Source organism: Streptomyces sp. NPDC048211 (assembly GCF_043202315.1).
In the GTDB taxonomy this organism is placed as follows: Bacteria; Actinomycetota; Actinomycetes; order Streptomycetales; family Streptomycetaceae; genus Streptomyces.
Genome location: NZ_JBIDAD010000027.1, coordinates 12,143 through 33,397, shown reverse-complemented (window position 1 = coordinate 33,397; position 21,255 = coordinate 12,143). Strand labels below are relative to the sequence as shown.

Annotated in this window: 16 protein-coding genes and 1 riboswitch; of the genes, 8 read left to right on the top strand and 8 right to left on the bottom strand. The window is 72.1% G+C overall.

The genetic code is table 11. The features are described 5' to 3' along the window. The first annotated feature begins 128 nt into the window (after positions 1 to 128). Positions 129 to 1,427, top strand: coding sequence for an enterochelin esterase (gene fes, locus ACGFZA_RS40920; protein WP_393686067.1), 1,299 nt, complete (start codon positions 129 to 131; stop codon positions 1,425 to 1,427). Positions 1,428 to 1,529: 102 nt separating this feature from the next. Here the strand turns inward: fes and ACGFZA_RS40915 are convergent, their stop codons facing one another. The 7 genes from ACGFZA_RS40915 to ACGFZA_RS40885 all read right to left on the bottom strand — a co-directional run bounded on the left by ACGFZA_RS40915 (position 1,530) and on the right by ACGFZA_RS40885 (position 11,339). Further along, on the bottom strand, positions 1,530 to 5,453 hold the full coding sequence (locus tag ACGFZA_RS40915) for an amino acid adenylation domain-containing protein (protein WP_393686065.1): 3,924 nt from the start codon (positions 5,451 to 5,453) through the stop codon (positions 1,530 to 1,532). After that, entirely contained in the window at positions 5,450 to 5,677 is a 228-nt protein-coding gene (locus ACGFZA_RS40910) for a phosphopantetheine-binding protein (protein ID WP_385287059.1), read from the bottom strand. Before ACGFZA_RS40910 ends, ACGFZA_RS40915 begins: the two co-directional genes overlap by 4 nt. Before the next feature lie 5 nt (positions 5,678 to 5,682). Continuing rightward, positions 5,683 to 6,315: an isochorismatase family protein gene (locus ACGFZA_RS40905; protein ID WP_393686062.1), complete on the bottom strand. Its 633-nt coding sequence runs from the start codon at positions 6,313 to 6,315 to the stop codon at positions 5,683 to 5,685. An 11-nt stretch (positions 6,316 to 6,326) separates the two neighbouring features. Beyond that, entirely contained in the window at positions 6,327 to 8,030 is a 1,704-nt protein-coding gene (locus tag ACGFZA_RS40900) for a (2,3-dihydroxybenzoyl)adenylate synthase (RefSeq protein WP_393686060.1), read from the bottom strand. After that, positions 8,027 to 9,232, bottom strand: coding sequence for an isochorismate synthase DhbC (gene dhbC, locus ACGFZA_RS40895; protein WP_385287054.1), 1,206 nt, complete (start codon positions 9,230 to 9,232; stop codon positions 8,027 to 8,029). The genes ACGFZA_RS40900 and dhbC overlap by 4 nt, the downstream gene beginning before the upstream one ends. 317 nt (positions 9,233 to 9,549) lie before the next feature. Beyond that, positions 9,550 to 10,347 (bottom strand): 2,3-dihydro-2,3-dihydroxybenzoate dehydrogenase, encoded by a 798-nt coding sequence (locus tag ACGFZA_RS40890; protein ID WP_393686058.1) that lies wholly within the window; start codon positions 10,345 to 10,347, stop codon positions 9,550 to 9,552. Next, positions 10,344 to 11,339 carry an ABC transporter substrate-binding protein gene (locus tag ACGFZA_RS40885; protein ID WP_393686056.1) on the bottom strand — a complete coding sequence of 332 codons (996 nt, stop codon included), beginning with the start codon at positions 11,337 to 11,339 and terminating at the stop codon, positions 10,344 to 10,346. The genes ACGFZA_RS40890 and ACGFZA_RS40885 overlap by 4 nt, the downstream gene beginning before the upstream one ends. Positions 11,340 to 11,500: 161 nt before the next feature. Here ACGFZA_RS40885 and ACGFZA_RS40880 point away from each other — a divergent pair, with 161 nt between their 5' ends. From ACGFZA_RS40880 to ACGFZA_RS40850, 7 genes are all read left to right on the top strand, one after another. Beyond that, positions 11,501 to 12,583 carry a FecCD family ABC transporter permease gene (locus ACGFZA_RS40880; RefSeq protein ID WP_393686054.1) on the top strand — a complete coding sequence of 361 codons (1,083 nt, stop codon included), beginning with the start codon at positions 11,501 to 11,503 and terminating at the stop codon, positions 12,581 to 12,583. Continuing rightward, on the top strand, positions 12,580 to 13,629 hold the full coding sequence (locus ACGFZA_RS40875; RefSeq protein WP_393686052.1) for a FecCD family ABC transporter permease: 1,050 nt from the start codon (positions 12,580 to 12,582) through the stop codon (positions 13,627 to 13,629). Before ACGFZA_RS40880 ends, ACGFZA_RS40875 begins: the two co-directional genes overlap by 4 nt. Positions 13,630 to 13,636: 7 nt before the next feature. After that, complete coding sequence (locus ACGFZA_RS40870; protein WP_393686050.1) at positions 13,637 to 14,470, top strand: ABC transporter ATP-binding protein; 834 nt, start codon at positions 13,637 to 13,639, stop codon at positions 14,468 to 14,470. 296 nt (positions 14,471 to 14,766) lie between these two features. Next, a riboswitch (cyclic di-AMP (ydaO/yuaA leader) is annotated at positions 14,767 to 14,950 on the top strand. 5 nt (positions 14,951 to 14,955) lie between these two features. Continuing rightward, positions 14,956 to 15,834, top strand: a complete 879-nt coding sequence (locus tag ACGFZA_RS40865) for a transglycosylase SLT domain-containing protein (RefSeq protein ID WP_385287043.1) — start codon at positions 14,956 to 14,958, stop codon at positions 15,832 to 15,834. A 203-nt stretch (positions 15,835 to 16,037) separates the two neighbouring features. Further along, positions 16,038 to 17,531 (top strand): FG-GAP repeat protein, encoded by a 1,494-nt coding sequence (locus ACGFZA_RS40860; RefSeq protein ID WP_393686047.1) that lies wholly within the window; start codon positions 16,038 to 16,040, stop codon positions 17,529 to 17,531. A gap of 99 nt (positions 17,532 to 17,630) precedes the next feature. Then, positions 17,631 to 18,710 carry a dihydrodipicolinate reductase gene (locus tag ACGFZA_RS40855; RefSeq protein ID WP_393686045.1) on the top strand — a complete coding sequence of 360 codons (1,080 nt, stop codon included), beginning with the start codon at positions 17,631 to 17,633 and terminating at the stop codon, positions 18,708 to 18,710. Continuing rightward, positions 18,707 to 19,186, top strand: coding sequence for a carboxymuconolactone decarboxylase family protein (locus ACGFZA_RS40850; RefSeq protein WP_385287038.1), 480 nt, complete (start codon positions 18,707 to 18,709; stop codon positions 19,184 to 19,186). Before ACGFZA_RS40855 ends, ACGFZA_RS40850 begins: the two co-directional genes overlap by 4 nt. A gap of 278 nt (positions 19,187 to 19,464) precedes the next feature. Here the strand turns inward: ACGFZA_RS40850 and ACGFZA_RS40845 are convergent, their stop codons facing one another. After that, positions 19,465 to 21,108, bottom strand: coding sequence for a GMC oxidoreductase (locus tag ACGFZA_RS40845; protein ID WP_385287036.1), 1,644 nt, complete (start codon positions 21,106 to 21,108; stop codon positions 19,465 to 19,467). Positions 21,109 to 21,255 lie beyond the last annotated feature (147 nt).

Here is a 21,255-nt window from a genome sequence, read left to right as displayed (position 1 = left end):
ATGAAATGAGAAAACGATCGAGGGGTGCGCATGAGGTCGCGCAGCGAGGTCTCCCTGCCGCGCTTCCATGGCGTCGGAAAGGTAAGGTGACCCTAAGTTGAACGCCTCGTCATTCGGAGCCTCCTTTCATGATCACGTCTGTGCCGCCCCGGGACGCCCCGGAGCGACCGCCCAGGACGGTGCGACCGGACTCGCTGACCCGGCTCGTGGACCCCGTGTGCGCGCTGCCGGGCCCGGACGGTGCCGAGGAGTTCTGGGCCCGGGTGGAGGAGGCCGGTACACCGCTCGTCGGGCCGGACCCCAGGGGCGGCGACGAGCACGTCGCCGTGACGTTCCTCTGGCGCGGCACCCCCGGAACCCGCGCCGTGCAGGTGCTGCCCAACAAGCTGGGCGACCCGCGGGCCCCCGAGGGCAACCTGATGGAGCACGTACCCGGCACGGATGTCTGGCACTGGACGCTGCGCCTGCGGCGCGACTGGCGGGGCACCTACGACTTCTACGTCGACGAGGGCGAGGGCCCCGGACCCGAGGCGGCCGACTACTGGCAGCGGCTGCGCACCCGGCGGCGGCACGATCCGCTGAACCACCGTTCGCTTCCCCGCCGTTGGGGTGGTGACCCGGTCTCCTACGCCGAGCTCCCCGCCGCCCCGAGCGCCCGGGACTGGCGGCCGCGACCGGGTGTCGCGCAGGGCGAGGTGTCTGTGCACGAGGTCCCCTCCGAGCGTCTCGGCGGCAGTCGGCGCGTATGGACGTACAGGCCCGCCGACACGCACGGGGCGACGGAACTGCCGGTGCTGGTCCTCCTGGACGGGGAGCACTGGCAGCCGCAACTCGGCCTCGCCCACCTCCTGGACAATCTCATCGCCGACGGACGTATCCCCCCGCTCGTGGCTCTCCTTCCGGAGTCCGTCGACGCGGCCACCCGCTGGTCGGACCTTGCCTGCAGCCCCGACTTCGTCGCCTTCCTCGACGAGGAACTGCTGCCCTGGACGGCTGCGCGCCTGCCGGTCACGGACGACCCCGCGCGCACCGTGGTCGCCGGACAGAGCCTGGGCGGACTCACGGCCGCCTACGCTGCGCTCGCCGCGCCCGGCCGGTTCGGCAACGTGCTCGCGCAGTCGGGTTCGTTCTGGTGGCCGGACGGCCCGGAAGCCGAGTGGCTCACCGCGCGCATCGCTGAATCCCCGCGCCTGCCCGTCCGGTTCTGGCTCTCCTTCGGCGAGCAGGAGTGGGTGGCCCTTCCCGCTGCGCGCCGGCTGCGTGACACGCTCGCGTGCGCCGGCTACGAGGACGTGTCCTACCGGGAGTTCAACGGCGGCCACGACTACCTCTGCTGGCGTACGGAACTCGCGGACGGCCTGGTGGACCTGCTGACCCGGGGCGCCACGGCCCCGCTGGCCGGGGCACCGCGCCACCCTGACCGCTGACCCGGGGCACCGCGCCACCCTGACCGCTGACCCGTGCGCCGCGGCATCCTGACCCCGGGCGCTGCGGCCCCCTGATCCAGGGGGCCGCAGCGCCCGCAGCGGTCATGCGTCCAGCGCCTCCAGCCGCGCGGCCAGCACTTCACCGATCGAGTCCAGGAACCGGTCCCGCATCAACTGCGGGTGCGTGCAGTCCAGATCGTGGTTGACGATGTCACCCGTCACATGGGCGCGCCACGCCTCACGGGTGAGCCAGTCCTCCGCCCGCGGAGCTGCAGCGGTGAAGAACAGCAGGTCCCCCTCGTAACCCCGGTGCACGTGCTCACGCATCATGCGGGCATGGTTGGGCACGATGTCGACGATGCTCGACAGCGTCCTGTCCCCGAGCCCGGCGAGCGGACTGCCCGCCCGGCGCAGTGTGGCCAGCACGTCGTCACGGGTACGTTCCCCGGTGCGCTCGAATCCCGCCATGCGCAGCACCGCGGTGAGGGCGTCGCCCTCCTCCGGTGCCGGCCGCTCCCGCCACTGCTCGGCGGGGAACGCGTCGAGCAGTGCGAGCAGTTCGACCTCCTGACCGCTCTCCTGGAGCAGCACCGCCACGGTGTGCGCGAGGACCCCGCCCACCGACCAGCCCAGCAGCCGGTAGGGGCCGTGCGCCTGCACCTCGCGGATACGCATGACGTAGTCGGCGGCCTCGTCCTCCAGCGTTCGCGGCAGCGGTTCGTCGCGGACCAGGCCGCGTGCCTGGAGGCCGTACAACGGCTGATCCGAACCCAGCCTGGCGGCCAGCCCGGCGTAGCACCAGGCGATGCCTCCCGCCGGGTGGATGGCGAACAGCGGCGTCCGCGCGTTCCCGCCGCGCAGCCGAAGGACGACGTCCAGGGCGTCCCCGGACGTCGTTTCCGCACCGTCGATCCGGGCGGCGAGCGCGGCCGGGGTGGACGCCTCGAACAGCGAACCGATCGTCAGCACGGTGCCGAACTCCTCCCGCACCCGCCCCACGAGCCGCACCGCGAGCAGCGAGGTCCCGCCCAGATCGAAGAACGCGTCGTCGGGTCCCACCGCGGCAGCCCCGAGCACCTCCGCGAACAGCAGCGCCAGCGCCTCCTCACGGGCGCTCATCGCCCGGTCACTGCCTCCTCCGGTGAAGACGGGGGCCGGCAGTCCGCGGCGGTCCAGCTTTCCGTTGGGGCTCAGCGGGAAGGCGTCGAGCGCCACCACCGCCGACGGCACCATGTGCTCCGGAAGCGTACGGGCCAGTGCGGCGCGCAGGGCCGCGGGGTCGGCGGCTCCCGTCACGTAGCCGACGAGCCGCTGTTCGCCGGGCCGGTCCTCACGCACCAGGGCGCAGGCCCCGTCCACCTGCGGGAGGGCGGCCAGAGCGGCCTCGATCTCCCCGAGCTCTATGCGCTGCCCCCGCAACTTGACCTGGTGGTCCGTGCGTCCGAGGTACTCGACCTCGCCCTGCTCCGTCCAGCGCGCCAGATCCCCGGTGCGGTACATGCGCTGCCCCGGGGCTCCGAAGGGATCGGCCACGAACCGGGCGGCGGTCAGTTCCGGCCGTTCCAGATAGCCGTCGGCGAGCTGCCGGCCCGCCAGGTACAGCTCGCCGGGAACCCCCGGCGGACAGGGCCGCAGCGCCGCGTCGAGCACGTACAGGCGGGTGTTCCACACGGGCTGCCCGATCGGTACGGGCCCGCTGCCGTGTGCCGCGCACGCGTGGAAGGTGACGTCGACGGCCGCTTCGGTCGGCCCGTACAGATTGTGCAGCCCGACCTGCGGCAGCGCGCGCCCGAAGGCGTGCGCGGTCTCGCGGGGGAGCGCCTCCCCGCTGCAGAACACGTGCCGCAGCCCGGCGCACGCGGCGGGGTCCGCCTCCGCGAGGAAGACCTGCAGCATCGACGGAACGAAGTGGCAGGCGGTGACGGACCGTTCGTGGATCAGCCGGGACAGATAGGCGGGGTCCTTGTGGCCGCCGGGCTCCGCGACGACCAGTGCCGCACCCTCGCGCAGCGGCCAGAAGAACTCCCATACGGACACGTCGAACGACGAGGGCGTCTTCTGCAGCACCCGGTCGTCCGCCGTCAGCCCGTAGCTGTCCTGCATCCAGCGCAGCCGGTTGTCGATCGCGCCGTGCGACACGACGACGCCCTTCGGACGGCCGGTGGACCCCGAGGTGTAGATGACGTACGCAGGATGGGCGGGTGTCAGCGGACGCGACGGATCGCACCACGGGTAACCGGAGACGTCGAGTCCGTTCAGGACGACCTGCGCGGTCGTCACGCCGTCGGGAAGGCGGCCGGCGCGGTCGGTGACCACGCAGACGGGCGCCGCGTCCCGCAGCATGTACGTGATCCGCTCCGCCGGGTACTCCGGGTCGAGCGGCAGATACGCGGCTCCCGCCTTCAGCACGGCGAGCAGCGAGACGATCAGCTCCACGGAGCGCGGCACCGCCACGGCCACCACGGTGCCGGGCCGGGCACCCAGGGTCCGCAGGTGCCGGGCCAGCCGGTTGGCGCGGGTGTTCAGCTCCGCGTAGGTGAGGGTGGCGTCCCCGTACACCAACGCGGTCGCGTCCGGGGTGCGGGCGGCCTGCGCCTCGATCGGTCCGATCAGCGTCGTCGGCGGCAGCCCGCGGTCGGTCCGGTTGAACTGATCGACGACCAGCGCGTGTTCGGCGGTGGTCGCGATGCCGTGCGTGGCGAGCGCGGCGTGCGGGTCCGCCGCGGTCAGCCGGTCCACGAGGTGCAGGAAGCGCTCCTGATGGGCGGCGAGGGCGTCCTCGTCGTACAGGGCCGGATTGCCGTCGAGGTCGATGCGCAGCCCGCGGCCGTCCGCGCGGTCGTAGATGTTGACGGTCAGGTCGTCCACCGGCCCGGCGGACAGATTGCGGGCCCGGACCGGCGCACCCGCGAAGTCCACGTCGTAGTCGAAGGGCATCACGTTGACGAGCGGACCCACCAGCCCCCGGTTCTCGCCGAGCAGCCGCAGATCGCGGCGGATGTCCTCGTAGCGGTAGCGCTGATGGCGGCGCACCTCACGGATGCCCACGACGACCTGGCGCACCAGCTCGGCGAAGCTCCCGCCAGGGGTGACGGTCAGCCGCAGCGGCAGGACGTTCATCACCATGCCGGGCACGCGCAGCGCGACCGACCCGACCCGGCCCATCATGGGCAGCCCGAGCACCACCTCGGAGCGGGCGGTCGCCCGGGAGGTGTAGAGCGCCTGCGCGGCGATCAGCACCTCCGGCCAGGTCGAGCGGAGCCGCGCCGCGAGTTCCCGCACCCGGTCGGTGGAGTGCGGACCGAGGTGGGCGGTGCGGCGCAGGAACGTGCGCGACGGCAGCGCGCCACGGCCCGCGAGCCTCGGCACCTCGGGCCGGTCGGCGAAGGCCTCGGACCAGTGGGCGCGGTCGGCCGCGAACGCTTCCGACGCCCGGTAGCCGGCGTCCTGCTCGACGAGGCCGGCGAGCGTTCCGAAGGCCCGGGGAACCGGCTCATGGCCCCGGACGAGTGCCGTGTAGATCTCGGCCGTGCGCCGGACGAGCAGGGAGTAGCCGAAGCCGTCCATGACGAGGTGATGGATCCGCTGGTACCAGAGCCAGCGTTCCTCCCCGGTACGGAAGAGCGCGTGCCGGAACAACGGCCCGGCCGTCAGGTCGCACGGCTCGGCGAGGTCGGCGCGCATCCACGCCTGCGCCTGCCGGCCGGCGTCGGGCACGCCGTGCAGGTCGTGCACGGTGAACGGGAGGTCGACCGAGGCGGCGACGATCTGACGCGGCCCCTGCGGGCCGTCCTCGATCCGGACGCGCAGCGTGTCCGCCTCGGCGGTGACCCGGCGCAGTGCCGTCGCGAAAACCGCCGGGTCGAGCGGTCCGTCGATTTCCAGGCACTCCGCGGTGTTCTGCGCCGGACTGAGGGGATCGAGCGACTGCGCGTACCACATGCCCGACTGGGCGGCGGTCAACGGCAGTACGGTGTCCGGCCCTTCCGCCGCCGTACCGGTGCCGTCGGTGAGCAGGACCGTCATGAGACCCCCAGCAGCGGGGCCCAGGCCTCGATGGCGGGCTGTTCGGCGAGATCGGCGAAGTCGGCCCGCACGTCGTGATCGCGACGCCACCGTCCGAGCAGCGCCATGATGCGGACCGAGTCGAGGCCGTAGTCGAGGAGGTTCTCGTCGAGGGGGATGTCCGCGGGATCCTCGCCCAGGGACTCGGCGACATCGTTGCGGATCGATTCCAGGGTGAGGGCCACGGTGCTCAGATCTCCTTCAGAAGGGCGTCGGTGGTGGTCACGACCGCGCAGCGGCCCGCTGCCCAGCGCAACGCCATGTCGTGGTCCGCGCGCGAGAAGTCGGCGACCGCATCGGCCACCACGAAAGCCTGGATGTCGCGCATCCACGCGTCGGCGGCGCTCATGAGCACGCCGATGTGTGCGTACACCCCGGTGATCACCAACTGGTCGCGGCCCGACTCCCTGATGAGGGATTCGAGTTCGGTACGGACGAACGCGCTGTACTTCCACTTGGTGAGCACCGTGTCACCGGCCGCCGGTGCGACGGACTCCGGCATGGCCAGGGCCTCGGCGTCGTCGGCCGCGCCGGGGCCCCAGAAGTCGAGCTGGAGCCCGCGTTCCTCAGGGGTCTGGCCGCCGCGCTGCGCCGAGTAGACCACCGGGACTCCGGCGTCGCGGCACTGCTGGATGATGCGGGCCGTGTTGGCGAGCATGCCGGTCAGCGGCTGTTCGCCGGCGCGGTAGGCGCCGAGGAAGTGGTTCTGGAGGTCGTGGACGAGCAGCACGGCGCGCGCCGGGTCGACGGTCCACGCGACCCGGTTCGCGGGGAGGTCGCCCGCGCCGGGCAGGGGATAGGGGGCGATGGCGGGAAGTGCCATGGGAGGGCCTTTCAGTGCCGGGCGTGTTCAGTGGGGGCGGGGGCGGGGGCGGGGGCGGAGGCGGAGGCGGGGATCGGGCCGGGGCCGGAGCGCGGTGTGGAGCCGGAGCGCAGCCCCTTCTTGCTGACCTTGCCGATCCCGGTCTGCGGGAACGCGTCGACGAACTCGACGAGGTCGGGAACCTTGTACGCGGCGACTCCGCGCTCACGCACGTGCCGCTTCACCTCGACCGGCCTGAGCGGTTCGGCGCCGTCGCGCAGGATCACGTACGCGAGCGTGCGTTCGCCGAGGAACGCGTCCGCGACACCGACCACCGAAACGTCGTGCACGGACGGGTGGGTGAGGACGATGTTCTCGATCTCCTCCGGAGCGACCTTCTCACCGCCCCGGTTGATCTGGTCCTTCGCCCGGCCCTCGACCACGAGACTGCCGTTCGCGGTGCGGCGCACGATGTCGCCCGTACGGTAGAAGCCGTCGTCGGTGAACGCCGTCCTGTTGTGCTCGGGGGCGCGCCAGTAGCCGCGGATCGTGTACGGGCCACGGGTGAGCAGATGCCCGAAGTCCCCCTCGGCGACCTCCTGTCCGGCGTCGTCCACGATCCGGATCTCGTCGTCCTCGGAGATCGGGCGGCCCTGCGTGGTGACCACGGTCTCCTGGTCGTCGTCCAGCCGGGTGTAGTTGACGAGGCCCTCGGCCATGCCGAAGACCTGCATGAGCCGGCAGTCCAGGGCCGGCTCCAGCCGGCGGGCGGCCGCCTCGCTGTACTTGGCGCCTCCGACGAGGGCCAGTTCGAGACTGGACAGGTCCTGCTCCGCGTCCGCAGCGGCCTCGGTCCACACCAGGGCGAGCGGCGGCACCATCCCCGTCATGGTGACCCGCTCCCGCTCGATGACCGGGAACGCCGTCGCCGGATCGGGGCGCGGACACAGGACGACCGTGCCGCCCGCGTACAGCGCGCCGAGCCAGCCCGGCGAACTCATCGGGAAGTTGTGCGCGGCCGGCAGCACCACCAGGAAGCGGGTGTCCTCGTCGACGCCGCAGATCTCGTTGGAGCCGCGCAGTGAGTAGATGTAGTCGTCGTGCGTACGCGGGATGAGTTTGGGCACTCCCGTCGTGCCGCCCGACAACTGGAGGAAGGCCAGGTCGTGCGGCTCGGGCCCGTCGAGCGGACCGGACTCCTCGCACGGCACCTCGGAGAGCGCGGTGTGCTCGCCCGGATCACCGACGACGAACACGTGCTTCAGGCCGGGGGCCCGTTCCTTCACCGCGGTCGCCAGGTCGCGGTGGTCGAAGCCGGCGTGCCGGTCCGGAATCACATAGGCGACGGCTTCGGTGAACGAGCAGAAGTAGCCGATCTCCGTCTCCCGGTGGGCGGGCAGGGCGAAGACGGGCAGTGCGCCGATCCGGAAGAGGGCGAAGACGACCTCGATGAACTCGGCGTTGTTGGGCAGCTGGACGACGACCCGGTCACCCTTGGTGATGCCCCGGGCCGCGAACCCCGCCGCCAGCCGGCCCGCGCGCTCGTCGAGTTCGCGGTACGTCCGGGCGCGGCGCCCGCCCGCGGGGTCGACGACCGCCTCGCGGTCGGGGTGGGCGGCGGCACGGGCCCGGAGCACACCGGTGAACGTCTCGCCGCGCCAGTGGCCGGCGGCGCGGTACCGCTCGGCGAAGCCTGCGGGCCAGGTGGGGGCGTCGTCCTGCGGGCCGGTGCTCACAGCGCGGCCCCCACGGCGCTGAGGAAGGTGCGGAACTTGGCCGCGGTCTCGGCGGTCTCCGCCTCGGGCGAGGAGGCGGCCACCACGCCCGCGCCGGCGAACAGCCGCAGTGAGCGGCCCTCGGCCTCGGCACAGCGGATCGTCACGACCCACTCGCCGTCGCCGTCCGCGTCCTGCCAGCCGACCATGCCGGTGTAGGCGCCGCGGTCGAAGGGCTCCGACTCCGCGATGACGGCGCGGGCCTTCTCGGTGGGGGTGCCGCACACCGCCGGTGTGGGGTGCAGTGCCGAAGCGAGGTCGAGGGAGGCGGTGGCGGGGTCCGCGAGTGTTCCGGTGACGGTCGTCGACAGATGCCACATAGCGGCCGTCCGTACGAGCGTCGGGCGTCGGGGGACGTCGAGACCCACGCAGAACGGGGCGAGAGCTTCCCGTACGGCATCGACGACGACGGCGTGTTCGTGCAGGTCCTTGGCGGATTCCAGCAGTGCGGCCGCCCGCCGCACGTCCTCGGCCAGATCATTGCTGCGCGGCGCGGAACCGGCCAGCGGGTTGGCCGTGAGCACGTTCCCCGACCGGGCGACCAGCAGTTCGGGGCTGGCGCCGATCAGGGTGCGGTCCGGCCCGCTGGGGACGGCGAAGGTGTAGCCCTTCGGATCGTGCTGCGCGAGCCGGCGCAGCATGGCGGGCAGATCGAGGCCGTGCGAGGAGGTCAGCTCCAGGGTGCGGGCGAGGACGACCTTGTCGAACTCCCCGGCCCGCATCCGCCGGACCGCCGTGGCGACCGCCGCGGTGTACGCGCCGGCCTCGGGGACCTCCCGGGTCTGCCAGGTGCCGGGCTCCGCCGAAGGGCCGGGGAGCGCGATGAGCGGGTCCTCGCACAGCGCCGATGACCGGCGGACGGACTGGGGGACCGCCAGTGAATGCGGGGCGCCCGGTGTGAAGGGCAGCGCGCCCACGACGATCGGCGCAGGGTCCCCGGCGCGCCGCCGGGCATCCAGCACCTCCCGGACCCGGGCGGTCAACGGCCGGGAGTCATCGGGGACACGGGCTGCGACCCCGGACGCGAGCAGGGTCCGGCGCGACGAGGCGAGGAAGCGGTCCGTGCCGGGCCGGTAGGCGTCCAGCAGCGCGGTGGCCGCACCGGGGGAGGCGGGGGGAGCGGAAGGGGCCGGGACGGTGGGTACGCGCAGTGAGGCAGACATGTCTTCTTGTCTCCAGTGGGGGAGGGCTGCGAGCGGCTGTCGAAGGTGCCGGGCGGGCGGGGCAGGGTCTTTCGGCGGATCAGGGTCTTCTGGCGGATCAGGCCGGATCGGGCTGGACAGGGAAGCGGCTCCGGGTGGTATGCGTCGCGCGGCGGATGCGGCGGATGCGGCGGATGCGGCGGGCAGGGCGGCCAGGGAGGGCAGGGCCTCCCTGGCCGCGCGCTGCCGGGCGCCTCGGGAACACGGCGACCGGCGACGGCGCGGCGGGGCGCGCTGCCGGGGCCCCCGCGAGTCCGGCCTGATCCGAACGGGGAGCATCAGCCCCGCAGCGTGGCGCCGCCGTCGACGTAGAGGTCGTGCAGGGTGATGTGGCGGGCGCGGTCGGACACGAGGAAGGCGACGGCGTCGGCGATGTCGGACGGTTCGGCGATCCGGCCGAGCGGAATGCCGGTGCGGTAGCTCGCCGGGTCCCCGTCGATGACACGGCGGGCGGCGGCCTCCTCGACCCGGGCGTCTCCGGACGGCCACATGCCGCGTTGCATGTCGGTGAGGGTCGAGCCCGGTGACACGGTGTTGCAGCGGACACCCAGGGGCGCCAGTTCGAGGCCGAGGCACTTGGTGAACATGACGGCCGCGGCCTTCGACGCGGCGTACGCGGCCATGTCCGTGCGGGGGATGCCCGCGGCGTTGGACGCGACGGTGACGATGCTGCCCGTTCCGCGTCCGGCCATCCGGCGGGACACGGAACGCGACACGTGGAACACCCCGTTGGTGTTGACGGCGAAGGTGGCCGCCCAGTCCTCGTCCGTCAGCTCGGCGACCGCCGAACACCGCAGTACTCCGGCGACGTTGACCGCGATGTCCAGGGGGCCCAGCGTGTCCTCGGCTTCCGTGACGAGCGCCTCGACGGCCGCGGAGTCCGTCACGTCGAGCGTGCGGGCCGCGACCTGCGCGCCGTACTTCCGGGCGAGCGCGGTGACGCCTTCGGGGGCGATATCGGTGGCCAGGACGCGGGCGCCGCGCTCGACGAGGGCGTGCACCACCGCCTCGCCGATCCCGCGGCCCGCCCCTGTCACGAGAGCGAGCCGGCCGGTGAGTTCCGGTGCGGGGCTCACTTGATCATGGCCTTGCGGATGTCGTCGAGCACCGAGACGGCCGCCCGCGCGCCGCCCAGGCTCGTCCACTTCGTGCCGTCGATCACGGTCGCACGGCCGCTGCTCACGGCCTTGAGCTGCTTGTACGCGGGCTTCTCGGACAGCTCGGCCACGAGGTCCTGGTCCGATCCGGTGGAGGTGAGGGTGCCGATGAAGAGCCAGTCCCCGTCGATCTCCTTGAGGTTCTCGTCACTGATCGGGGTGGAGTGGCCCTCGCCCTTCTCGTTCTGGATACCGGGGCGGGTGAAGCCCAGGTCCTTGAGGACGTCGCTGATGAACACGCCCTGCTGCATGACGGCCGAACCCTTGGCCGAGTAGCGGGCGACGGACACGCTCCTGCCGGCCTCCGCGCCGAGGTCCTTCTTCAGGGCGGCGGCCCGGGTGGCGTAGTCGGCGAGGAACTCGTCGGCCCGGTTGGCCTTGCCGAGCGTCTTCCCGGTGAGCGAGAGCGCCTTCTTCCAGTCCTTCGTGCCGTCGATCGTGACGACCGTGGGCGCGACCTTGCGCAGCTGCTGGAGGACCTGTTCGTCGGCGAGCTGGCCGGCGAGGATCACGTCCGGCTCGGCCTGGACGACCTTCTCGATGTCCGGTCCGGTGACCGCGCCCACCACGGGGATGTCCTTCGCCGCGTCCGCGAGATAGCCGGGGGCGCCCTTCTGGCCGCGGCCGGCGGTCAGGCCCACCGGCTTCACCCCCAGGGCGAGAGCCGCGTCCAGGTCCATCTCGCTGAGGACGACCACGCGCTCGGGCGCCGAGGGGACTGCCACCGGCGTCCCGGTCGCGTCCGTCACCCGAGTCGTCGTCGCGGACGTGGACCCGCCCGATGTGCCGGATCCCTCCGAGGCGTCCGAGGACCCGCAGCCGGTCAGTCCCAGGGCGCAGATACCGATCAGCGTGGCCGCCACCGAGGGGCGGACGAGGCCGCGTGAAGAGAAGGTCGAATGCGGGGCCATGGCCTGGAATCTCCGTTGCGTTCGAATGATGAGGTCGGTCCGGGTGGCTGCTCCGTCGCACCGAAAGGGGACAGGACAGGGCGATTGACGCCGTTTCAGGGCATGGGGGAGCCCTGGGGCCCGCCGCCGGCCGCCCGGCTTAGTTAGGTTAGGCTAACCATATGTTGATCGTGCAAGGGGGACGGTCCCGAACCGGGTCCCGCCCCACCGGAATCCCGCCACGGGAAGGGCGCGCGGCCGTGTGGGCGGCCGCCGGCCTGCTGCTCCTGCTGCCCGTCCTCGTGCTGCTGTCCCTGCTCATCGGCACCGGGTCGAGCACGGCGGGCGGCGCCTGGGACTACCTCGTCGGTGACCCGGCCGCCCGCGCGGACGCGCAACTGCGCCTGGCCGTCGTGGACGTACGCCTGCCCCGCACGCTCGCCGCGGTCCTGGTGGGGGTGTGTCTGGGAACGGCGGGATGCCTTCTGCAGGCCGCCACCCGCAACCCCCTGGCCGAGACGGGGCTGCTCGGCGTCAACTCGGGTGCCGCCTTCGCCGTGGTGCTGGGGCTCACCTTCTTCGGCGCCGACTCGCCCGCCTCGTTGCTGGTGTGGGCCCTGGCGGGAGGGATCGTGGCGAGCGCGGCCGTCCTCCTGTTCGCGGCTTCCGGGCGCGGCGGCGGATCCCCGCTGCGCCTCGTCCTGGCCGGATCGGCGCTCGGCGCCACCTTCCACGGCCTCACCTCGTACGTCCTGCTGGGTACTCGGTCCACCTTCGACACCTACCGCTACTGGACGATCGGCTCGCTCGCCGGCATCGAGCTCTCCGACCTGCTGCCCCTGCTGCCCCTGATCGCGCTGAGCCTGCTCACCGCACTCGGCTGCGCCCGCCCGCTGGCGGCGCTCGGGCTCGGGGACGACGGCGCCCGCTCCCTGGGCCACCATCCCGGCCGGATCCGCCTCGTCGTCGCCGGGGCCGTCTCCCTGCTCGCCGGCTGCGCCGTCGCCGTGGCCGGCCCCATCGCCTTCCTCGGACTGTTCGCGCCCTACGCCGCGCGGGCGCTGGCCGGCGCGCGGATGACGGCCCAACTCGTCCTCTCCGCCCTGGTCGCCGCCGACGTCATGATCGTGGCGGACATACTCGCGCGGATCGTCATCCGGCCCTGGGAGACCCCGGTCAGCGTGCTGCTCGCCTTCGTCGGCGGCCCCCTTCTCGTGTGGATCGCCCGCTCCGCCCGGCTGTCCACCGAGGGGGTCCCGGCATGACCGACGTGACCCCGCCCGACAGCGTCGTGGTCCGCACCGGAACGCTGTCCTGGCTCCTCCCGAGACGCAGCGCGCTCACGGCCGCCCTGCTCCTTCCGCTGCTGGCCCTGCTCATCACCCTGGCGGTGATGGCGAGTTCGACCGGCATGAGCCTGTCGGAGACCCTTTCGGGACTGCTGGGAACGGGCGATGCCGGCACCGTCATGATCGTGCGGGACTTCCGGCTGCCCCGCGTCTTCACCGGCCTGCTGGTCGGCGCGGCCCTCGGTGTCGCGGGCTGTCTCACCCAGACCCTGGCCGGCAACCGGCTCGCCACGCCGGACCTGGTCGGGGTCAACGAAGGCGCCACCGCCGCCGTGGTCGCGGCCGCCGCGGGGTCCGCCACCGGCATGGTCGGCAACTGGTGGCTCGGTCCGGTCGGCGCCATCGCCGCCGCGGTCCTGGTCGTCGTCTGTGCCGGGGGAGCGGGCAGTGCCGGCTACCGCCTGCTGGTGGCCGGAATCGGCGTCTCCACCTTCATCGGCGCGATCGGCGACCTGATCATGTCGCGCGAGAACGACAACACCGCGGGCGGCGTGTTCCTGTGGGCCGTCGGCAGCCTCAACGGGCGCGACTGGGACGCCGGAGTGCCGCTGGCCGTGGCCCTGCTGTTCCTCGTCCCCCTCTCGCTGGCGGCCGGGCACCGCCTTCAACTCCTGCGTTTCGGCGACGAGGTGGCGAGCTCCCTCGGCGTCGACCTGCGCCGGGTGCGCACCGTCGCACTCGTCCTCGCCGTGCTGCTGGCCGGTACGGCCGTGGGGGTCGGCGGCCCCATCGCCTTCGTGGCACTGGCGGCGCCGATCCTCGCCCAGCGGCTGAGCGGTCCCACCCGGGTCCCGGTCACCGGCTCGGCGCTGACCGGGGCCGCGCTGATCGCAGCGGCCGATGCGATCGGCCGCGTCGCCGCTCCGGTCGAACTCCCCGTCGGGGTCGTCACCAGCGTCCTGGGCGGCCCCTTCCTCCTGTGGGTACTGCTGCGGCCCGACCCGGCCGCCGGAAAGGCGTGAGCCGCACATGACCGAGAATCCGACCGGCACCGACGCGGGCCTCGAAGTCCGTGGCCTGCACGCCGGATACCCGGGCCGCCCCGTGGTGGAGAACGTCGAGCTCTCCGTTCCCGCCGGACAGGTCGTCGCGATCGTGGGTCCCAACGGCTGCGGGAAGTCGACCCTGCTGCGGACCGTCGCCCGGCTCCACCGGCCCGAGTCCGGCAGGGTCCTGATCGGTGGGACGGACATCTGGGAGGCCGGCCGGCGCCGGGCCGCCCGCCATGTCGCCCTGCTGCCGCAGTCGCCGCGCGCCCCCGAAGCGGTCACCGTGGCCGGTCTGGTGCGCTACGGCCGCAGCCCGCACCAGGGGCTGCTGCGGCAGTGGTCGCGCGAGGACGAGCAGGCGGTGCGCGACGCACTCGACGCCACCGGCACCACCTCGCTCGCCGGCGAGCGCATCGACCGGCTGTCCGGCGGCCAGCGTCAGCGCTGCTGGCTCGCCATGGTCCTCGCCCAGCAGACCCCGGTCGTCCTGCTCGACGAACCCACCAGTGCCCTCGACCTCGGCCACGCCGTCGAGGTCCTGGAACTCGTGCGCGAGGTCGCGGCCACCGGCCGGACCGTCGTCATGGTCCAGCACGACCTCGCCGCCGCGGCCCGCTACGCCGATCTGCTCGTCGCGATGAAGGACGGCCGCGTCATCGCCCGGGGCGCTCCCCCGGAGACGGTCGACGAAGCCCTGGTGAAGGAGCTGTACGCGCTGGAAGCGGACATCCTCCGCGCCCCGGGCGACGAGTCGCCGGTGGTGGTGGCGCGCCGCCGTGCCGGCGTGGCCGCGCAGCCGACACCCGCACCATGATGTCCCAATTGTCTGGATACTCGACTTTGTCGATAAAGCCCAAAAGAGTCCCTTTTTTATGGTCCATAGCCTCTGAATATCCAGCAAATCACCCTTTTCGGGCACAGTGGCCAGCGTCACGTTTCCCGCTCCGGATGCGCAACCGGAGGCTTCGGTTCCCTGTTGCGCCAAGAAAGTTGACCCGCGGGTATGTGACCGGCGTCCCACATTTCCTTTGATTGATCTTGCGCTGCAATTGCGATCAAGAATTCCGGGCTTGTTTCGCCTGCCCTTTCTCGCTTACGGTCACCGTCAATCCGGATGGAACGCCGAATCCTGCCGCCGTCCGGTAACCCGACCACTCACGTACGGCAGGAGCGGGGGACCCAGGTTTGCCGCCGTTCCGGGAATCCGGAGCGGCTAGGGGTGAAGTCGCCATGTGCGGCCGGACATCTCCAGTCCGAACCCGACAGCTCACCTCGCAGGCGGCGGAGAGGAAAAGCGCCATGCCCTTCAAGGGTCAGCACCGTCGTTCCAAGTCCACCTCCCTGACCCGCGGTTTCATCGCCGTGAGCGCGGGCGGAGTCGTTCTCGCGCTCCCCCTGATCGCTGCCGGGTCGGCCTCTGCCGCACCCGCCCAGGCGGTCGTCGCGGAAAAGGCCGCGGCCCCGACTTCCGTGTCCGGCAAGGAAATTGCCGCACAGAAGGCCGAGTCCACCACCTATTCCGTGGTGCACGGTGATTCGCTTTCCAAGATCGCCCGGGGGCATTCCCTCAGCGGCGGCTGGGAGCGGCTGTACCAGGACAACCGCAGTGTGGTGGGCGGCAACCCCGACCTCATTCACCCGGGCCTCAAGCTGACCATCGGCGCCACGTCCTCGGCCGCCGCCCCCAAGGCCGCGACCAAGAGCGAATTCAAGGCGGAGAACTCGTCCGCCAGCGCCGCGAAGCCGTCGGCCGACCGGGCCGAGAGCACCGACCGCGCCGACCGCTCGCAGCGGACGGCCGCGCCCGTCGCCGTGGAGACCGCCGCGACCACCTCCACGCAGTCCGCGACGACGTACACCGACGACCTCGACGGCTGGATCAAGGAGTCCCTCGCCGTCATGGCCGAGAACGGCATCCCCGGCAGCTACGACGGCATCTACCGCAACGTCATCCGCGAGTCCTCGGGCAACCCGCAGATCGTCAACAACTGGGACTCGAACGCCGCCGCCGGCACCCCGTCCAAGGGCCTCCTCCAGGTCATCCAGCCCACGTTCGACGCCTACCACGTGCCCGGCACCTCGCTGGACATCCTGGACCCGGTCGCGAACATCACCGCCGCGTGCAACTACGCCGCCGCCACGTACGGCTCGATCGACAACGTCTTCGGGGCCTACTGATCCACCGCGGCCCCGCGCCCGCGCGGAGCCTTGAAAGGGGTGGAAGGGAGCTGAACAGCTCCCTTCCACCCCTTTCGCGATGCCGTACAACCCTTGTGCCGCAGAGCCGGTCCAACAGGGCGCCAGGAGGGTAACGGGCTCTTCCCGGCGTCCCCCCGGACCCCCGGACCCCGCCCGGTCATCCTTGAACCGAGGAGCCGCTCGTGCGCACCCACCGACCGGCCGCCGTTGTCGCGGCCTCATTCCTCCTGATGGCAGGGGCCGCCGTCGCCGCGCCCCCCGCCTACGCCGGTACCCCCGGCGGAACACACGCGGGCGACCGCAACACCGACTTCAACGGTGACGGCTACGAGGACGTGCTCATCGCCGCGCCCGGCGGCACGATCGCCGGCCAGAAGGGCGCGGGCTACGTGACCGTGCAGTACGGCGGGCCGGGCGGCATCGGCACCACCCGGGGCGCCGTGTTCAGCCAGAACACCACCGGGGTGCCGGGCGCCGCCGAGGCGGGGGACGGCTTCGGCCGCGCCCTGGCCACCGGCGACCTCGACGGGGACGGGTACGACGACGCGGTCGTGGGCCTGCCCGGCGAGAACATCGAACCGGTGACCGACGCGGGCGGCGCCGTCGTCCTGTGGGGCTCCGCGAAGGGGCTCTCCGGCGCGGCCAGCGACTGGCTGCAGGCCGAGGAGCCCGTCGCCGGAGCCGGGTTCGGCGGTGCGCTCGCGGCGGCGCGCTTCAGCCCCGACATCCCCGGCGACCAGCTGGCCGTGACCGACCGCACCGACCTGAGCATCTACCAGTACGAGGCGGCGGCCCGGCGGAAGTCCGGGTCACCGGCGCCCGCCTCCCGCAGCAGCCGCATCCCCGGCACTCCGGGGCGTGAGATCGCGCCCCGGGCCATGACGACCGGCGACTACGACGGCAACGGTCTCGCCGACCTCGTCATCTCCGGTGTCACCGTCGGCAGTGAGCCGGGCCACGGCTGGTCCGCGCTCTTCCTCGGCGAGGTGCAGGGGCTCCGCTACGACCACGACCTGCGCGGCGGCCCGGCCGTCGCCTCCGGTGACATCGACAACGACGGCTTCGACGACCTCGTCACGGGGGAGCCGAACAGTCCCGACGACGGCGGCGAGTCGACGACCGGCGGTGTGGTCGGCGTGTACTACGGCAGCCTGGGCGACGGACCGGTCGGTGCCGAGGGCCCGGGCACCCCGCCCGTGTGGTGGACGCAGGGCACCTCGGGCGTCCCCGGCAGCCCGGAGGCCGGTGACGGCTGGGGCGCCGACCTCTCCGTCGCGGACACCGACGGCGACGGGTACGCGGACGTGGCCGTCGGCGCCCCCGGAGAGGACATCGGCACCGTCGCCGACGCGGGAGCCGTATGGGTGCTGCGCGGTGCGGCCGGCGGACTCACCGCCACCGGCGCCGCTTCGTGGGACCAGAACTCGGTGAACGTGCCGGGCGCCCCCGAGAAGGGGGACCGCTGGGGCGGCCAGGTGCGGCTGACCGATCCCAACAGGGACGGCCGCTTCGGTCTCCTGACCGCGGCACCGGGGGAGAACGCCGGCGACGGCGTCGTCTGGGTGTTCTCGGCCGCTGCCGGCGGCGTGACGGCCGCCGGCTCGTGGACGTTCGACGCCCGGCCGTTCGGCGGTCCGAGGACGGGCGCCGGATACGGCGCCACGATCGACGAGTAGGGGCCCCGGCGGAGCAGGCCGCGAGACGTCCCGGCCCGCTCCGAACCCGGTGCGCGATGGCACTATGAACCTTTCATCCCGCGCGCTACCCTCCGCCGCATGATTTCCACGGTGGTCTGGGGTACCGGCAATGTCGGCCGCGCGGCCATCCGCGCCGTCGAGGCCCACCCGGCTCTGAAACTCGCGCACGTACTCGTCCACGACCCCGGCAAGGTGGGCCGCGACGCGGGTCCCCTCGCCGGCCTGGACCACGATCTGGGTGTCGCCGCGACCGACGACATCGACGCGGTACTGGCCACCGCCCCCCGGGCTGTGGTCTACGCGGCCTCCGGCGACATCCGCCCCGACGAGGCACTGGCCGACATCACCAGGGCGGTGGCCGGGGGCGCCGTCGTCGTCACCCCGGCGCTCTACGCCCTCTACGACCAGCGCGGAGCCCCGCCGGAGCTGCGCGAACCGGTGCTGGCCGCCGTCGCCGGCGGGGGCGGCTCGCTCTTCGTCTCCGGCGTCGATCCCGGCTGGGGCAACGACGTACTGCCCCTGCTCATCAGCGGGCTCGGCACCACGGTCGACGCGATCCGCTGCCAGGAGATCTTCGACTACTCCACCTACGACCAGCCCGACTCGGTCCGCCACCTCATCGGCATGGGCCACCCCATGGAGTACGAGCCCCTCATGCTCGCGGCCTCGATCCCGACCATGGTGTGGGGCGGGCAGATACGCCTGATGGCCAGGGCCCTGGGCGTGGAGCTCGACGACATCCGCGAGACCATGGCCCGTCGGCCGCTCGACACCACCGTCACCACCAGGACGATGGGCGAGTTCGAGGCCGGGACCCAGGGTGCCGTCCGCTTCGAGGTCCAGGGCATCGTCGACGGCGAGCCCCGCATCGTCATCGAACACATCACCCGCATCCATCCGTCCTGTGCCCCGGACTGGCCCTCGCCGCCCGACGGGGCCGGTGCCCACCGCGTGATCATCGAAGGACGCCCGCGCATCGAGGTCACCGTCGAGGCGACCGACGAGGACGAGAACCGGTCGGCGGGCGGCAACGCCACCGCGGTGGGCCGGCTGGTGAACGCCATCGACTGGCTGGTGGAAGCGGAACCCGGACTCTACGACGCGCTCGACGTCCCCCTGCGTCCCGCAGTCGGCCGACTCGGAAGGAAGCAGCCATGATCATCGACATCCCCGAGGGCCAGGAGCCGATCGGCTACGTGTGGGGCGACATGGTGCCCGGCATCGGCATGGCCGCCGCGAACTTCTCGCTGTCGGTCTACGAGCACACGACACTCGGGCTGCGTGAGTTCGAGGCGGCCCGGCTGCGCATCGCGCAGATCAACGGCTGTCTGTTCTGCCTGGACTGGCGCACCGAACGTGATGGTCAGAAGGTCGAGGAGGAGTTCGCCGGTGCGGTGAGCGACTGGCGCACCACCGATGTCTTCGACGACCGGACCCGGCTGGCCGCCGAGTACGCCGAGCGGTACGCCCTGGACCACCACGGCCTCGACGACGCCTTCTGGACCCGGATGACCGCTCACTACAGCCAGCACGAGATCGTCGAACTCAGCATGAGTATCGGGTCCTGGCTCGCCTTCGGCCGGCTCAACCACGTGCTGGGGCTCGATGCCGTGTGCGTGCTGCCGGGGCACTGACCGGGGGCTGTCCCGTCATCCCTGACGGGCGCACGACGACAGCCACGGCACCTCGGCGCGTGGTCGGAACGCCCCCGTGCACCAGGTTGCGGACGTCCCTCCGCCGTGCGACGCACCGTGTCCGACGCCGTGCGCCGAGCCACCGGGGATGACGGGACGGCCCTGGGGACTGCCGGCCGGACCGGCGGCGGCGCGTATCCGGTAGGAGGCCTGCCCGCTGCCTCCTACCGGACGGCTCGCCCAGGGGCCCGCTGTCACAGCCCGGTCGGTGCCCGCTGTCACAGGTCGGTGGCGATGATCTTCTCGATGTTCCGTTCGGCGAGCGCCGTGATGGTGACGAACGGATTGACGCTGGTGTTGCCGGGGATCAGCGAGCCGTCGATCACGTACAGGCCCGCATAGCCGTGCAGGCGGCCGTAGTTGTCGGTGGCCCTGTCCAGGACCGCGCCGCCGAGCGGGTGGTAGGTGAGGTGGTCGCCCCAGATCTTGTAGACGCCGAAGAGGTCGGTCCGGTAGATCGTCCCCTCCCTGGCGTTGATCTTGTCGAAGATCGTCTTCGCCATGTCGATGGAGGGCTGCTTCCAGGCGGTCTGCCAGTTCAGATCGACCTTGCCCGTGGCGGCGTTCCAGGAGAACTGGGCGCGGTTCGGGTTCTTCGTGATCGACAGATAGAACGAGGCGAACGTCTCGATCCCGGTCGGCAGCGGTGCGACCTCGGCGAACGCGCCTCCGGCGGCCCAGTTGTCGATGCCGCCGCAGGGGATGCTCGACTGGACCGCTCCGGTCGCGTCCCACACGTGATTGGCGCGGCCGCACATGACGTTGCCGTTGTCGCCCCAGCCCTTGCCGATCTCGTCGTTCAGGCCGGACAGCGCGCCCGTGGCCTTCAGCCGGGTCAGCAGCTTGCTCGTGCCGACACTTCCCGCGGCGAAGAACACCTTGCCGGCGGTGACCGTCTTGGTGGTCGCGACGCTCCCGTCGGTGCGGAGCTCGTCGATGACGACCGTGTAGCCGCCGCCCGCCGCCGGAGCGACCGAAGTCACCTGGTGCAGCGGTGAGATGGTGACGTTCCCGGTCGCCCTGGCCTGCGCGAGGTAGGTCTTCTGCAGCGATTTCTTGCCGTAGTTGTTGCCGTAGAGGATCTCACCGTCCAGCGCCGACTTGGGTACGGTGCCTGCCGCCTCCTGCTCCATGTAGTCCCAGTCGTACACATCGGGCACGAAGACGAACGGGAAACCCGAGCGCTGGGCGTGCTTGCGGCCGACCCGCGCGTACTTGTAGCAGTCCACGGTGTCGAACCAGGCGGGATCGACGGTGGCGACCCCGAGCCCGGCGTTGGCGCGCGGGTAGTAGGTGGAGTACATCTCGTCGGCGTTGACCGACGGGAGCACCGCACCGAAGTTCTCACGCTTGGGCGTCACCGCCATGCCGCCGTTGACCAGCGACCCGCCACCGACTCCGCGCCCCTGGTACACGGTGATGCCGCTGAAGTCCTCGGCGTCCAGGATGCCGGTGTAGCGGGGGATGGCCCGGTCGATGGGGAAGCCGAGGAAGTTGCTCAGCGGCTGCTTGGACTTGGTGCGGAGCCAGTACGAACGGCCGTCGGGGTTCGTCGTGTTGGCGAAGATCTTGCCGTCCGCCCCGGGGGTGTCCCAGGCCATGCCCATCTCGACCATGTGGACGGGGACACCTGCCCGGGCGAGCCGCAGGGCGGCGACGGAACCCCCGTATCCGGTGCCGATCACCAGAACCGGGATGCGGTCCCCGCTGCCTATGACAGCGGCTGTCGCGGTCGTACGCGCCTGGGCGGAGGTGGCGTGCCCCGAGAGCGCTGCGGCTCCCAGGATGAAACCTGTTCTAGCCACGAATCTGCGTCGTGAGACACCGCTCGATCCCTTGTGGGGTAAGCTCGAATCCGTCATGTGACGTTCCTCACTCTCGATCGAATGGGAACGAGTTCTACTGGCGCTCGCATGAGAAGTCACTACATACCTATGGGTAATTTCCCGGACGTCGGCCGTCTGCCGCCCGCGGCGGGCCGCCGTGTCCCGGCGTGCGGCGTCGGGGTG